Annotated in this window: 13 protein-coding genes; all 13 read left to right on the plus strand. The window is 60.3% G+C overall.

Annotated elements, in window-relative coordinates; all coding sequences use genetic code 11:
* Nucleotides 1-242 precede the first annotated feature (242 nt).
* On the plus strand, nt 243-746 hold the full coding sequence (gene tssB, locus N436_RS27840; protein WP_105948599.1) for a type VI secretion system contractile sheath small subunit: 504 nt from the start codon (nt 243-245) through the stop codon (nt 744-746).
* 17 nt (nt 747-763) lie between these two features.
* The gene (gene tssC, locus N436_RS27845; RefSeq protein WP_110742456.1) at nt 764-2,254 is read left to right on the plus strand and encodes a type VI secretion system contractile sheath large subunit; all 1,491 of its coding nucleotides are present in this window, start codon (nt 764-766) and stop codon (nt 2,252-2,254) included.
* A complete protein-coding gene (tssE, locus tag N436_RS27850; protein WP_105948597.1) occupies nt 2,251-2,661 on the plus strand; it encodes a type VI secretion system baseplate subunit TssE in 411 nt (136 codons plus the stop codon). The genes tssC and tssE overlap by 4 nt, the downstream gene beginning before the upstream one ends.
* Nucleotides 2,662-2,664: 3 nt before the next feature.
* Nucleotides 2,665-4,431, plus strand: coding sequence for a type VI secretion system baseplate subunit TssF (gene tssF, locus N436_RS27855; protein WP_110742457.1), 1,767 nt, complete (start codon nt 2,665-2,667; stop codon nt 4,429-4,431).
* Nucleotides 4,395-5,411: a type VI secretion system baseplate subunit TssG gene (gene tssG, locus N436_RS27860; protein WP_105948595.1), complete on the plus strand. Its 1,017-nt coding sequence runs from the start codon at nt 4,395-4,397 to the stop codon at nt 5,409-5,411. Before tssF ends, tssG begins: the two co-directional genes overlap by 37 nt.
* Nucleotides 5,408-5,977 carry an FHA domain-containing protein gene (locus tag N436_RS27865; RefSeq protein WP_110742458.1) on the plus strand — a complete coding sequence of 190 codons (570 nt, stop codon included), beginning with the start codon at nt 5,408-5,410 and terminating at the stop codon, nt 5,975-5,977. Before tssG ends, N436_RS27865 begins: the two co-directional genes overlap by 4 nt.
* The gene (tssJ, locus tag N436_RS27870) at nt 5,974-6,774 is read left to right on the plus strand and encodes a type VI secretion system lipoprotein TssJ (protein WP_110742459.1); all 801 of its coding nucleotides are present in this window, start codon (nt 5,974-5,976) and stop codon (nt 6,772-6,774) included. Before N436_RS27865 ends, tssJ begins: the two co-directional genes overlap by 4 nt.
* Before the next feature lie 56 nt (nt 6,775-6,830).
* Complete coding sequence (tssK, locus tag N436_RS27875; protein WP_110742460.1) at nt 6,831-8,168, plus strand: type VI secretion system baseplate subunit TssK; 1,338 nt, start codon at nt 6,831-6,833, stop codon at nt 8,166-8,168.
* A gap of 1 nt (nt 8,169) precedes the next feature.
* Nucleotides 8,170-9,033 carry a type IVB secretion system protein IcmH/DotU gene (gene icmH, locus N436_RS27880; protein WP_110742461.1) on the plus strand — a complete coding sequence of 288 codons (864 nt, stop codon included), beginning with the start codon at nt 8,170-8,172 and terminating at the stop codon, nt 9,031-9,033.
* A 132-nt stretch (nt 9,034-9,165) separates the two neighbouring features.
* On the plus strand, nt 9,166-9,690 hold the full coding sequence (locus N436_RS27885) for an Hcp family type VI secretion system effector (protein ID WP_110742462.1): 525 nt from the start codon (nt 9,166-9,168) through the stop codon (nt 9,688-9,690).
* Between the two features lie 74 nt (nt 9,691-9,764).
* Nucleotides 9,765-11,933 (plus strand): type VI secretion system Vgr family protein, encoded by a 2,169-nt coding sequence (locus N436_RS27890; RefSeq protein WP_110742463.1) that lies wholly within the window; start codon nt 9,765-9,767, stop codon nt 11,931-11,933.
* Nucleotides 11,930-12,862, plus strand: coding sequence for a DUF4123 domain-containing protein (locus N436_RS27895; protein WP_110742464.1), 933 nt, complete (start codon nt 11,930-11,932; stop codon nt 12,860-12,862). Before N436_RS27890 ends, N436_RS27895 begins: the two co-directional genes overlap by 4 nt.
* Nucleotides 12,855-14,068: T6SS effector BTH_I2691 family protein (locus tag N436_RS27900; protein WP_305887908.1), on the plus strand; the 1,214-nt coding region annotated here is incomplete at its 3' end. The genes N436_RS27895 and N436_RS27900, both read left to right, overlap by 8 nt.

The raw sequence follows: 14,068 nt of genomic DNA on the forward strand, positions 1-14,068 counted from the left end.
AAATAGCCAGCCAAAACAAAACCGGATGGAGACTAATACACAGCGACGACTGCATACAAACAAATATTTACTTACATCTTCATGCTCGACCAAACAGCACTTAACCCTGCATGGTTTTTATAGGAGCAAGGCAACTCACCCAACCAGATAAACATATGTAAGAAACTTCCTACAAGAGAAACAGCACATTAAACAAAACCCACAATTAAACATCCTACAAACCAACAGGGAGTTACGTACCGATGTCTAGAAATACGGGTTCTGTCGCGCCTAAAGAACGCGTCAATATCAAATACGTCCCCGCGACGAGCGATGAGCAGGCTGAGGTGGAGCTGCCCCACAAAATGCTGGTACTGGGCGACTTCGGCCTGGATGAAGACCGCGCGCTCGAAGACCGTCAGGTGATGCGTGTCGACAAACACACGTTCAACAGCGTGTTGAACGACGCCAACGTGAGCCTGGCGGTATCTGTGCCTTCCGTGCTCAGTGCAGCCCCGGATGCCGAGCTGGCGGTCCATCTGCAGTTCAGCTCCATCAACGATTTCGGGCCGGACCGAATCGCGCGACAGGTACCCGAGCTGAACAAGCTGCTGGAACTGCGCGAAGCGCTGGTCGCCCTGAAAGGCCCGCTTGGCAACGTCCCGGCCTTCCGCAAGCAACTGCAACACCTGCTGAACAACGAGCAAACCCGTAAACAGCTCGCGCAAGAACTGGACCTGGTACCTGAAGCACCAGAAAAAGACTGAGACAACGGAGCGTCCCCATGCCTAAGCCAAACACCACCACCGTCACCACAGACGCAACCCTCGATACATTGGGCAATGGCACCTTGCTCGACCAGATCATGGCAGAAACCAAACTGGTACCTACGCAGGAGGGCTATCAGGTTGCCAGGCAGGGCGTATCTGCCTTCATCGCCGAAATCCTCAAAAGCAATGACCCGGATCAACTGATCAACAAACACCGGGTCGATCAGATGATTGCAGAGGTTGACCGGGTTCTCGGCAAACAGATGGATGCCATTTTGCATCAACCCGAGTTCCAGCGGCTTGAGTCCTCATGGCGTAGCCTGAAACTTCTGGTCGACCGCACGAACTTCAGGGAGAACATCAAGCTCGAAATTTTGCACATCAGCAAAGAGGACTTGCTCGACGACTTCGAAAATGCCGCAGACATTACCTGCAGCGGCCTCTACAAACATGTTTACACCGCCGGGTACGGCCAGTTCGGGGGAGAGCCGGTTGCGGCCATGGTAGGTAACTACAACTTTGGCCCCGCCTCTGCGGACATCAAACTGTTGAGTTACATGGCCTCCGTAGGTGCCATGTCCCACGCGCCCTTCCTGGCCGCACCTTCCCCCGAGTTTTTCAACTTGAGCAGCTTTGAAGAGTTGCCCAACCTCAAGGAAATAAAAGACCTCTTCGCCGGCCCACGCCATGCCAAGTGGCGTGCTTTTCGCGAAAGCGAAGACGCCCGTCATGTCGCGCTGACCGGGCCACGCTTCATGCTGCGCTCCGCCTACCACCCGCAAGAAAAGCCAATCGAGAGTTTCAACTACAACGAAGACATCGCCGGGCGGCATGACCACTACCTGTGGGGCAATTCCGCCTTCCTGCTGGCCAGTTGCATCAACGACAGCTTCGCCCGCTACCGCTGGTGCCCGAACATCATCGGCCCGCAATCGGGTGGTGCGGTCGAAGACCTGCCAGTCCACCTGTACGAGTCACTGGGGCAATTGCAGGCCAAGATTCCTACCGAGGTGCTGATTTCCGATCGCAAGGAGTTCGAGCTCGCCGAAGAGGGCTTCATCGCCCTGACCATGCGTAAAGACAGCGACAATGCAGCGTTCTTCTCAGCCAACTCGGTGCAAAAACCCAAGAATTTCCCGAAAACCCCCGAAGGGTTGGAGGCACAGACCAACTACAAGCTGGGGACCCAGCTGCCCTACCTGTTCATCGTCAACCGGCTGGCCCACTACATCAAAGTGTTGCAACGCGAACAGATCGGCAGCTGGAAGGAACGCCGAGACCTTGAGTCCGAGCTGAACAAGTGGATCAAGCAGTATGTCGCCGACCAGGAAAACCCGTCTGCCGACGTTCGCAGCCGCCGGCCGCTACGTGCCGCCCGCATTGAAGTCTCGGATGTTGCCGGTGACCCAGGCTGGTACCAGGTTTCGATCGCCGTGCGTCCGCACTTCAAGTACATGGGCGCGAACTTCGAGATCTCTCTGGTTGGGCGGCTCGATACGCAATGAGTGGTTTTTTTGAACGCTTGACGGTGGATCAGAGTACCCGTCCCGAGGCCACTCGACAGGAAAGCGCTGCGCACACGTTCGCCACCATCAAGCGCCACCTCGAAACGCTGCTCAACGCCCGCCAGGGGTGCTCTCAGAGCAGTCCTGAGCTGGGCTTGCGTGACTTCAACGGGCATGACGTGAACCGCGGCGACTTGCTCGTACAAGTGAGCGCGGATATTCGCCGCACCCTCCAGCGCTTCGAACCACGTATCCAGATACGCACGCTCAAGGCAGTGCCCGATACCCATGCCCCGCTGGAGCTGCATTTCAGGCTCGATTGCCAGGTGCAGGTCAACAACCACGCAGAGCAGCTGCAACTCGAGCTGCTGGTCAACGGGCACAACCGCTACACCCGAGTGAGGTGACCGATGTCACTGAAAGACCGCTTCAGCGAAGAGCTGCGTTACCTGCACGAACTGGGGAACGACTTCGCCAAGGACAACCCACAACTTGCAAGGCTGCTTGGCACAGGTGCCAGTGACCCCGATGTCGAACGCCTGATGGAAGCCTTTGCATTCCTGACGGCCAAACTGCGGCTCAAACTGGAAGACGACCTGCCGGAGCTGACTCACCCGATGCTGCAGTTGTTGTGGCCCAATTACCTGAGGCCCCTGCCCAGCGCGACGATCATCCAGTTCACCCCGGTCAAACAATCCCTAAGCCAGTCCCAGCACATTCCGAAGGGGTCGAGGTTATGCTCGGAACCTGTGGACGGCATAGCCTGCGAGTTCCGCACATGCACTGCGGTGAACATTCATCCGTTCAAGATCGACACGGTGAGTGCAACCCAGACACTCGACAACGCGGTGATACGCATCGGCCTGCAGGCACTGGTCGACCGGCCACTGAACAGCCTGGGCTGCTCCAGCCTCGACTTTTACCTCAGCGGTGATGTCCGTACCGCCCGCACGTTGTACCTGTGGGTTTCCCAATACCTCAAGCACATCAACGTGATCGTCAAGGGTGAAGTTCGTCGGCTGCCGGCCGGCAGCATCTCCTTCCCGGGATTTAGCCCCGACGACGCCTTGCTGCCCTACCCGCAAAACGTCTTTGATGGCTACCGGATCCTGCAGGAGTACTTCGTCTTCCCCCAGCGCTTCCACTTTTTCAGCGTTACCGGGCTGGATAAAGCCTGGCCAGCGCATGACAGCCTGGCGGTAAGCCTCGAGTTTCACTTCACGCGCCAGTTACCCGACACACTGCGTGTCAGCAACGCAGATTTCAGTTTGTTCTGCGCACCTGCAGTCAACTTGTTCCAGCACAGTGCCGAGCCCATCGACTTGTCCAGCGAGGACGCCTTGGTCCCACTGAAACCCAAGGGAGCGGAGCCGTACGGTTACGAAATTTTCAGTGTCGACCAGGTCATCAGCACGCGAACGACGACCGACGGGAGTGTCGGTGAGCACCTGCGAACGTTCCGTCCCTTCGAATCGTTCGCCCATGAAATCGAGCACGTTCAAGGACGCACTGCGCTGTACTACCGCTACCAGTTGGAAGCGTGCCTGCGCGGCGATGGCGTCACGCACCGCATCGCTTTCGTTCGTGCCGATGCCAACAGCTATATCGGCGAGCTGGAAACCGCGTCCATCGACCTGACGTGCACCAATCGAAACCTGCCGCTGGCGTTGGGCATCGGTGACATCAACGCGCGTACCGAGTTTACGCCGCCACTGGCCACCTACACCAACATCTGCAAGCCCACCCGCCCTTGTCGCCCGGTGCTGGACGGCCAGTTGCAATGGGCATTGATTTCCAACATGTCGCTCAACTACCTGTCCCTGCTCTCGGTCGAGCCGCTCAAAGCGGTGATCCGCGCCTACGACTTCGTCGCCCTGCACGACATCCAGCAGGCGCGCACCACCCAGAAGCGCCTGGACGGCATGCGCGACATTCATACACAGCCCATGGACTGGCTAATCAAGGGGCAACCCATTCGCGGCCTGCACACCCGGCTGAAGCTGGACCAGGCCGCCTTCCTCTGCGAAGGCGACCTGTACCTGTTCAGTTGCGTGCTTGCCCACTTCTTTGCCTTGTACGCCAGCATCAATTCCTTCCATCAGCTGGAAGTGATCAACATCACCAACAACGAGCACTACACATGGCCAATACAGACCGGCAAACAACCGCTGATCTAGCCGACAGACTGCTCACCGAGGCGCACCAGTACAACTTCTTCCAGTTGCTGGAGCGGCTGCATGGGCTGCATGGCGACGATCTGGAGCCCCGTTGGCCTGACGAGGCCACCCGGTTGCGCGTGCGCCTGGCCTGTGACCCACGGCTGACCTTTCCCGTATCGGACGTTTACAAAGCCCAACGCATGCCCGACGAAGAGGCGCGCTACCGGGTCGTTGCCACGTTCCTCGGGTTACACGGTACCGATTCACCCTTGCCCACTTATTACCTGGAGCAGGTGGCCTATGAACATGCGCAAGGCATCGGTGTACGGCCGGCATTCTTCGACTTTTTCAACCACTACCTGCTCAGCCTGTTGCACCGCAGCTGGCGCAAATACCGGTATTACATCCGCTTCCAGCCGGGTGCCCGTGACGGGTTCTCGCAGTACGTTTTTGCCCTGCTGGGGCTTAACGACAAGCAACTGCGGGGGGATACGGCACTGCCCTGGAGCCGCCTGCTCAGTTTTGCCGGGGTCATCGCCAGCCGCAGCCGTGCGCCAGGCACCGTGGCCGGCATAATCGCGCACTGCTTCGACCTCAAGCATGTGCAGATCCGCGAGTTCGAAACGCGCTCGGTGCCCACTGCAGTCGGGCAACGCGTAAGCCTGGGGCGCGCCAACGGCCAGCTGGGCAGCACGTTCATGATCGGCAGCCGTACACGCACACGCAGCAGCAAGTTCACCATCGTGATCAGCGAGCTCGACCAGGCGCAGCTGCGGGACCTGCTCCCCAGCGGCATCAACTTCGGCCGTTTGCGCGCACTGATCGACGTTCTGCTGCGTGACGGCCTTGCCTACGACCTGGAGCTGCGCCTGAAGCAGAACGCGTTATCACCCTTCTGCTTGCACCGCAGCCAGGGCGCCTACCTGGGCTGGACCAGCTTCATCGACGACCGGCATGGCCAGATCAGTCCCGTTGTACGGTTCAGGGGGCGCTCATGAACACATTGACCGTGAGCATCATCAACCTTGACCAACTGCGACATGGCGTTATCGCCAGGCACCGATTCGATTGCAAGGGCGGAACCATTGGCAGCGCAAAGACAAGCTGGCAGCTCGACGACCCTAATCAGAGCGTTGCGCCCATCCACTGCGAGATCCGCTGGTTAGAAGGCAGCTTCTGTGTGATCGATCACTGCCAGCGCACCTATCTAAATGGCAGCACCACCAGCCTGGGTGCACACCCACCCAGACGCCTGCTTGAAGGCGACCAGCTTCGGGTGGGGGCTTATCGGCTACAGGTTCAGTACGCCCAGGACCCCGCCACCATGCGTTCGCTGGAGGACATGTTCTATCCGGATCAGGGGGTACTCGACCGCCTCATAGCCGAAGAAACAGCAACCCCTTGGCCGATCGAACCCTCTGCTACCCAACCGGCTGCCGAGATCTGCTCGGCCTTCGAGCCCGCCATGGGCAACGATCCCTTGGCAGCGCTGGATGCAGCCGCTGAGTCGGAGGCTTCCCCGTCGAGCCCGCTGCTGCGGCTGATTGCCGGAGACCGCCCATGACCCGCCAACCGTTGCTGGTCGCGGCCCTGCTGGTTGCAATGTTCGGGGGTGCCGGCTGCACCTCGTTAAGCAGGATGAGCCAAGTTGCCATGGACCACACGCTGCCCATCGGGCCGCCGAAGGATCATCCGACCGAAGTTGCGTTCAGCATCAACGCGAGCCCTACCCTCAATGGTAATCCGAACAGCCTTGAGGTAGCGGCCGAAGAACAGCACAGCACCCTGGAGCCCAGCCCCTACGCCGTAACCCTGAGTGCGGGCGACCCTTATGCACTGACGGAAAAGATCGTGACCCTGCTGGAATACCTGCACGAGCAGTTTCCAGCCATGTCCCTCGTCGAGGTGGATGAGGAAGGCAACGATGACCCGGCTCGCTCTCCTCTGGAAGAGAGCACCCCCGGCAGCTACGACGACCCGACCGTAACGTTGACCTTGCCGCACACCACAACCGTGGCCTCGGAACCCGTCGCCACGCCGATTGCCATCAAGATCCTGCAGCTGCGCGACGACTCGCTACTGCGTAACACCGTGTACCAGTTGCTGGACCAGGACCCCGCCAAAGCCCTGCGCAGTACCTACATCCGTGATGACGATTACCTGCTGCGCCCTGGCCAGTTCAAGTACATCCCGTTCGAACCCATCCATGCCGAAACCCGTTTCGTGGCGGTGATTGCCGACTACCGAGGCCTTGAGGACGCCAGCTGGCGGCAAGTGCTGCGCATTCCGCCGCGTGGCCGCCAGATCATGCTGTCGGTGTTGGTCAACGACACGCACATCGTGCTCAAGGAAGAAGACTGATGGCCCGTCTACTTCCCTTTGCCCTTCCCGCTTACTCACGCTGACACGGAGTGCCCATGAGTTCACGCAATCCCGTTCTTTGGCCCGAAGGCCTGTTCGTAAAACCGCAGCATTTCCAGCAAGCAGCCCGGGCGGGTGAAGCAGCCCTCCACCAGCGCCTTGCCAGCCTGAACGCAGCCTTCTACGGCTTTAGCGAGCTACAGCTGAACGACGAGTACCTGAGCCTGGGCAAGATCGCCATCACCCGGGCGCGGGGCGTCATGCCGGACGGCACCGTGTTTGACATCCCCGCCGACCTGCCGCCGCCGCCACCGCTGGAAATCGACGACGACGCGTGCAAGGACAGCGAGGTGTATCTGTGCCTGCCGCTGCGCACCGAGGGCGGCTGCGAAGTGAGCTGGCCCGACACTGCCGCCAACTTCCGCTACACCGCCCAGCCACAGGAGATCAAGGACACCCATTCTGCGGACGGTGACCTGGTACAGGTAGACCTTGCCATGCCCAACCTGCAGCTAAAACGCAAGGCTGAAGACAGCAGTGCCTACACACGCCTGGCCATGGCACGCATCCTGGAGCGGCGCCCCGACGGCAGCCTGCAACTGGACGAAACCTTCTACCCCACCAGCGTGTCGGTGCGGGCGGTGCCGGCACTGCAGCGGTTCCTTGACGAAATGACCAACACCCTGCGCGAGCGAGCGCGAGGCCTTGCCAAGCGTATTGGCGCCTCGGGCCAGTCCGGTATCGCCGACATTCGCGACTTCAACCTACTGCAGGCCATGAACCGCTGGTGGCCGTGCTTTCAGCACCTTGCCCGGCAAGCGCAAACGCACCCCGAGCAGCTTTACCTGTGCATGAGCCAGGCCTGCGGCGAGTTTGTCACGTTCACCGACGAAAACAGGCTCCCGCAAGATTACCCCGCGTACCACCACACGGCGCTGCGTACTTCGTTCAAGCCGCTGGAAGACACCTTGCGCCGCGCCCTGAGCACCGTCCTGCAGCCACGCGCCGTTTCACTGCCGTTGGTGAACGAAGCGTTCGGTGTGATGACGACCAGGCTGGAAGACCGCCGTCTGATCGACGAAGCCGACTTCATCCTTGCCGTGCGCGCCGACCTGCCACCGCAGGTGTTGCGCCAGATGTTCATCCAGAAAGCCAAGATCACCTCACTGGAGTCGCTGTATGACCTGGTGCCGCTGCAACTGCCGGGCATCCCCTTGTTGCCTTTGCCGGTGGCGCCGCGCGACCTGCCTTTTCACGCGGGCTTCAGTTACTTCGAGGTGAACAGGCGCGACCCGGCCTGGGCGTGCATGGCCGAGGCCAATGGCTTTGGTCTCCACATCGCGGGCGAATTCCCCGGCCTCGAACTGCAGTTCTGGGCGATCAGGAGTCAGTGAGATGGCAAATGACACGACTACCCCCACCGATGCAACAAACGCTGAAGTCAGTCAGCTGAATGCAACCCTCAAACCGTCAGTACCCGACGACCAGGCCGCGCCGGCCGATACGCAAGCCTCTGCGCAAAAGCCTGAGCCTGCTTATGAAGGCTATCCCGCCGACCCGCAGTTTCAGCTGCGGGGCGGGTTCGCCAACCTGATGCTGGATGCCGCATCACCGCTGTTTGGCTTGGTCATACGCCTGCGTACGCTGGACGAATTGCCAAATATCAAAGACGTGCACCAGCAAGTGCGCAACCAGATCGACAACATTCAGGAAGAAATGCGCCAGCACGGGTACGAGCCCGCTCAGCTGCTGGCGTATACCTACGGCCTGTGCCTGTTCATCGACGAAGCCGTCATGGAGCGGCCCTGGGGCAAAAGCAGTTGCTGGAGCCAGGAACCCTTACTGAGCATCTTCCACGACGAAACCTGGGGCGGAGAAAAGATCTTCACCCTGATCTCGCGCCTGATGCAGGAGCCCAAGCGTTATCAGGACGTGCTGGAGTTCATGTACTTCGCCCTTTGCCTTGGGCTGAGGGGCAAGTATGCGCTGGCGCCGAAAGGCGAAGAAACCGTCACTGCACTGATTCACCAACTGCACGGGATCATCCGCGAACTGCGTGGCCCCACCCCTGAAGAAGTCTGCGACCCCTACACCAATGTGGCCCCACGCAATTTTCGCATGAACCGGCAATGGCCCTGGTGGAGCCCCTTGGTGATTTCCGCCATCGCCATGGCCGTGGCCTACGGCATCTACAGCTACCGGCTGCACCTGATTACCACCGAAGTACTGGAGTCGCTCAACGCCATCCTGCAGCAGTAGGTGAAGGCTACATGCACCCACCGAATTCACCCCATTAGCGAGGCATCTGCCTCATTGAAAAGCCCATCGTTTTCGATGGCCACGCCACCTGTGGTGTGCGTGCTAATCCACATGGACGCAGGAGAAACTGCCATGCCAACACCCGCTTACATCGCCATCGAAGGCAAGACCCAAGGCAATATCACCGCAGGTGCATTCACGTCCGACTCCGTCGGCAACATTTTCGTAGAAGGCCACGAAGACCAGATGCTGGTGCAGGAAGTCAAACACCGCATCACCGTACCCACGGACCCTCAAAGTGGTCAGCCAGCAGGCCAGCGGGTACATGGGCCGCTGATTATCACCTGCGCCCTGAACAAGGCGGTTCCGCTGCTGTACAGCGCACTGTCCAGCGGTGAAATGCTGCCCAACGTCGAGCTCAGTTGGTACCGGACCTCGGTTGAAGGCACACAGGAACGGTTCTTCACAACCAAACTGATCGACGCAGTAATCATCGACATCGACCTCGAAATGCCGCACGTGCAGGACAAGGGCAACAGCGACTTCACCCAGTTCTTCAAAGTTTCGATGGCCTATCGCGGCATCGAGTGGGAGCACCTCACCGCAAGCACCGCAGGCGGGGATGACTGGCGCAAGCCCAAAGAGACAGCCGTGTGATCTGACAGTACGGCAACCGGGCAGGCCAGCCTGCCCGGTCTTCTGAAACCTCAGACGGCCGACAAGGACTGCTTATGCCCAGCCAATCTGACTTGCGATACAGCTTCCAGCCACTCGTTGGCAACGCTGAGTTCGAAGTGGTGTCATTCAAGCTCGAAGAAGCGCTCAGCCAACCGTTTACGTTGACCCTGGAGCTGGTCAGCTTCGAACACGACATCGACTTCGGCCACCTGCTCGACAAACCCGTGCTCTTCACCATCTGGCAGGGTGAACGCCCCGTCCGGTACGTACACGGCCTGGTCAGCCGCTTCAGCCAGGGCGAGAGTGGCTTCTGTCGTACCTACTACCATGCCTTGGTCGAGCCCCAACTGGCCCGCGCCAGGCTGCGCTCGAACTGGCGCATCTTCCAGCACAAGACCGCCCCGCAAATTCTCGAACTGATGCTCAAGCGTCAAGGTATCGTCCAGTATCAATTCGGCACCGGCTTCGACTACCACGTCCGGGAATTCTGCGTACAGGCTGGCGAAACCGATCTCGACTTCTTTGCCCGCATCGCTGCTGAAGAAGGCATGGTCTATCGGTTTGAGCACACTGAAAAGCAGCACAAACTGATCATCACCGACCGGCTGCTCACATTGGGGCATATCGAGTGCGACACAGCCCATGGCGAGGATGAGGACGAAGGCTTCGTCGAGGGTAACAAACCAGCCAGACCTTCCACCGTGCTGTACCACGCCAACAGCGGGGGCACCCGACACACCCCTTGTCTGCAACACTTGCGCTACAGCGAACACGTGCGAACCGCACGCCAGGTTCAGCGCGATTACACCTTCACCCACCCGGCCTATCGCCAGGAACATCGGGCCTCGGGGCCCCATCTGGAACACCAGTCCACAGACTATGAGTGCTTCGACTACCCCGGCCGCTACAAACGCGATGCCGTCGGCAAGCCGTTCACCGAAAACCGCATCACCGCCCTGCGCCACGACGTGCGCATTGCCGAAGTCCGAGGCGACGATGTACGCCTGGAACCGGGCCTGAGTTTCACCCTGACCGGCCACCCCCGGGAAGACCTGAATGTGCACTGGCGGGCAAGCACGGTCACCCACGAAGGCAGCCAGTTCACCAGCCTGCAGGAAGAGTCGGCCGGTGCCGACCAAGGCACACGCTACGAACAAAAAGCGCTACTGGTGCCAGGCCGAACTGAATGGCGCCCTGCCCCGCTCCCCAGGCCACGTGTTGATGGCCCCCACATGGCGACCGTTGTCGGGCCGCCAGGTGAGGAGATCTATTGCGATGAGTGGGGCCGGGTGAAGGTCAGCTTCCCCTGGGACCGCGAAAGCCAGGACAACGCGTTCAGTTCATGCTGGGTACGGGTATCCCAAGGCTGGGCCGGCGGTAGCTGGGGCTCGATGGCTATCCCGCGTATCGGCCAGGACGTGATCATCCATTACGTCAACGGCGACCCTGACCAGCCAATGATCACCGGGCGCACCTACTGCGGTGACCAGCTACCGCCTTACGACCTGCCCCGGCACAAGACCCGCATGACCATCAAAAGCCAGACCCACAAGGGTGATGGCTTCAATGAACTGCGTTTTGAAGATGAACTGGGCCAGGAAGAGGTGTTCATCCATGCCCAGAAAGACCAGAACAACGTGGTCAAGCACGACGAGACGACACAGGTCGGCAATGATCGTCATGAACAGGTCAGTAACGACGAAAACATTCTGATTGGCCGTGACCGCACGGAAACGGTTGGCAATGATGAGCGCGTCACCATTGGCCAGGATGCCGCGCTCGATATAGGTCGCAACCAGACCATCAATATTGCCAAGGACCGTGTTGAAACCATCGGTAATCACCGCCACGACCGGATCACCGCCAATCACCACACCCTTATCGGCGGTAACCTCAATCAGCAGGTCGAAGGGCTTGCAGTGCTTGAAGCCCGTGAGGAGATCCGCAGGCGAACACGCCGCTATGAGCTTCGCACAGCGGAAGCGGTGATCATCCAGGGCCCTGGGGGCGCCATCCGGATCGACGAGACAGGCATCACGCTGGACAGCCCGACGATTCGCATCAACGGCCAGATGCTCAAGTCTGCAGACGGGGCAACCAACCCCTTTTCAATCAGCGGCACGCCGGTCACTGGCAAACCTCTGGAGCGCCAGTGCGGGCGCCGCGCCGATGGCACCTGCGCCATGCCCGACTGCCGCTGTATGCGAGGGCCAGGCCAATGAGTACAACAACCACCCTCTCACAACCGAGCGAGCACTTCGGGAAGAACGCTCGCTTTCTGCTGCTCGAAAGCCGCGTGATCGAGCACTGGGCCTACCGGCCTATAACCCAAATACCTGCCAATGGTGAGCTGGTACCCGCCTATGCCCCTTCGGTGCTTGAGCTTATCAATGATGTCAGCCTGAACACCCAGCATGCGTGGCTGTGGAGGCGCAGCGCTCTGGACGAACGCCATGACTTCGGGCCGTTGCTGGTAGCCGTGTCAGATGCACCAGAACTGCTTGCCCATGTAATCGCTACCTGGATACCCATTGGCGGCGTCATTGCACTGGATGCCGAGATTGGCCTTGCCCAGTTGGCAGACCATTTCACCAGCCTTGTACAAATTTCGCTTCCGGATCAGGGGCTGGCCACTTTCCAGTTCAACCCGGACCACCTGGCGGCCTGGCTGGATGCACTGGATGAAAAGCACCGGGATGCATGGCTCGGGCCCGTGACTTCGCTGACCTGGCGAGTCAACTGGGGGCCAGCTCACGCGTGGAAATCACTCGAACGCAGCCCGACCGATACACGCTGCTTTTCGCAAGCCCCGCTCTCACTTGGCAGGCTTGAACTTGAGCGGCTGCAGGCAGGCATGCACGAGCATTTCGTGCTCACGTTGGCACACGAGGTGGTAGCCCTGCCACAGCACGCCACCCACACATTGGCCGACATCAGGCAATGGATTGAAAGCCTGCTGCCACAACTGAAAGCCCTCAACTTTCGCGATGAGGAAGTCGCTGGGGAGTTCATCAGGCTGATTGCCAGGCACATGTGGCTCATGACCGATGACCAGGCCGGGAAGATCTACACCAACCTCGAGGAGTCTCCACAGGGCCGACTCTACGAACTGCACGCCTTGGTCAAAAGCAAGGAGCCCAGCCATGAATGACAACAGTGTCAGCAGCGCCACTTCCGGCCCTGCCTGCAGCGCACGCGTCCCCATTCTGCCTATTCGCTATGCCATCGTGCCGCGCACCGTTGACGCACTCGCCTGCCGATACGCCGACTCAGGCTTTAACCTTGAACAGGGCTTCGCACCACTGCAGCACTCCGCCTATACCCTCCGCGCACTGCGCCCGGGTTATGTCTACGTGTTCATGAAAGGCACTCTGGGCCAGAAGCTGGTCATCCATGAGTACGTTGGCGCGGGCCTCTACAAGGAACTGCTCTACAAAGGGCTGGATGGCTACCACCGGCGTGACCGTTACCTGTCCAGCCGCCCCATGGGCTGGGTGTGGGCCGACACCTGCCCCGATACCGCCAGGGAGGTGTGGATCGGCTACAGCCCGCACCTGTGGACCAACGCCATGACCGCCCGCATCACCGGCTCGCCAGCCCTGCTTAAACGGCACATGCGCCGGCTGGACATGGCCGAACTGATAGCCGGTAACCGGGCACCCTCGACCCAGCCCCATGTCTTGCCGGTCAGTGCCCTGCAAACCTGGGTCGAAGACTTCAAGCCCACCGAGCGGCGCATGCCGCTGAGCTGGAGCAGCGACCCGATCACCGACACCTTGCCCATCGGCAACCTCGTCGCCGTGGCCCGGCACTATCCCTGGACCCAACCCAAAGTGCCGGTGGTGGTCGCGCTCGCCGACGCCGAAGGCATGGCCCTGGACCTGAGCCTGTCGGTGTCGGCCTACCAGCACCAGCTGCGTGACCTGATGCCCGCCGAGCAGCTGCAACACACCAAACCCGCCCAACCGCCCGAGAACGAACGCGTGCCGGCGTGCTTCCAGCTGGATGCCGAACAGTTGAGCACGCAGAGCCGTGATTTTCACCATCGCAACCTGGTGGCCATGCTGCTGAACAAGACGCTGGAGAGTATGTACCCGGCCGACGCTGCCTCGCCCGAACTCGCCGCGTTCCGGCTGGGCACGGAACGCCGGGGCCCCGCCCTGTCGCCCGCCGAATCACATTTCCAGGCCCTCACCCACAAGGACTACTCCCCCCACGGCGCGCGCCTGGCACAGCGCCTCGATCTGGACAAATACCGGCGCTTCCTCGCCGAACGCGACGAGCTGGGACGCCGGATGGCCGCCCTGCGCAACCAGGCCTTGCACGCCAGCAACGACCATGACGCCTGGCTGGCGAC

Source organism: Pseudomonas sp. RV120224-01b (genome assembly GCF_003208145.1).
GTDB classification, from domain to species: domain Bacteria; phylum Pseudomonadota; class Gammaproteobacteria; order Pseudomonadales; family Pseudomonadaceae; genus Aquipseudomonas; species Aquipseudomonas monteilii.

Bases quoted from the DNA above. Each gene is read 5' to 3' on its own strand.
- tssG (WP_105948595.1), top strand. From the start codon at position 4,395: ATGGCCAATACAGACCGGCAAACAACCGCTGATCTAGCCGACAGACTG.
- N436_RS27885 (WP_110742462.1), top strand. From the start codon at position 9,166: ATGCCAACACCCGCTTACATCGCCATCGAAGGCAAGACCCAAGGCAAT.
- tssE (WP_105948597.1), top strand. From the start codon at position 2,251: ATGAGTGGTTTTTTTGAACGCTTGACGGTGGATCAGAGTACCCGTCCC.
- N436_RS27890 (WP_110742463.1), top strand. From the start codon at position 9,765: ATGCCCAGCCAATCTGACTTGCGATACAGCTTCCAGCCACTCGTTGGC.
- tssF (WP_110742457.1), top strand. From the start codon at position 2,665: ATGTCACTGAAAGACCGCTTCAGCGAAGAGCTGCGTTACCTGCACGAA.
- tssJ (WP_110742459.1), top strand. From the start codon at position 5,974: ATGACCCGCCAACCGTTGCTGGTCGCGGCCCTGCTGGTTGCAATGTTC.
- tssC (WP_110742456.1), top strand. From the start codon at position 764: ATGCCTAAGCCAAACACCACCACCGTCACCACAGACGCAACCCTCGAT.
- N436_RS27895 (WP_110742464.1), top strand. From the start codon at position 11,930: ATGAGTACAACAACCACCCTCTCACAACCGAGCGAGCACTTCGGGAAG.
- icmH (WP_110742461.1), top strand. From the start codon at position 8,170: ATGGCAAATGACACGACTACCCCCACCGATGCAACAAACGCTGAAGTC.
- tssB (WP_105948599.1), top strand. From the start codon at position 243: ATGTCTAGAAATACGGGTTCTGTCGCGCCTAAAGAACGCGTCAATATC.
- N436_RS27865 (WP_110742458.1), top strand. From the start codon at position 5,408: ATGAACACATTGACCGTGAGCATCATCAACCTTGACCAACTGCGACAT.
- tssK (WP_110742460.1), top strand. From the start codon at position 6,831: ATGAGTTCACGCAATCCCGTTCTTTGGCCCGAAGGCCTGTTCGTAAAA.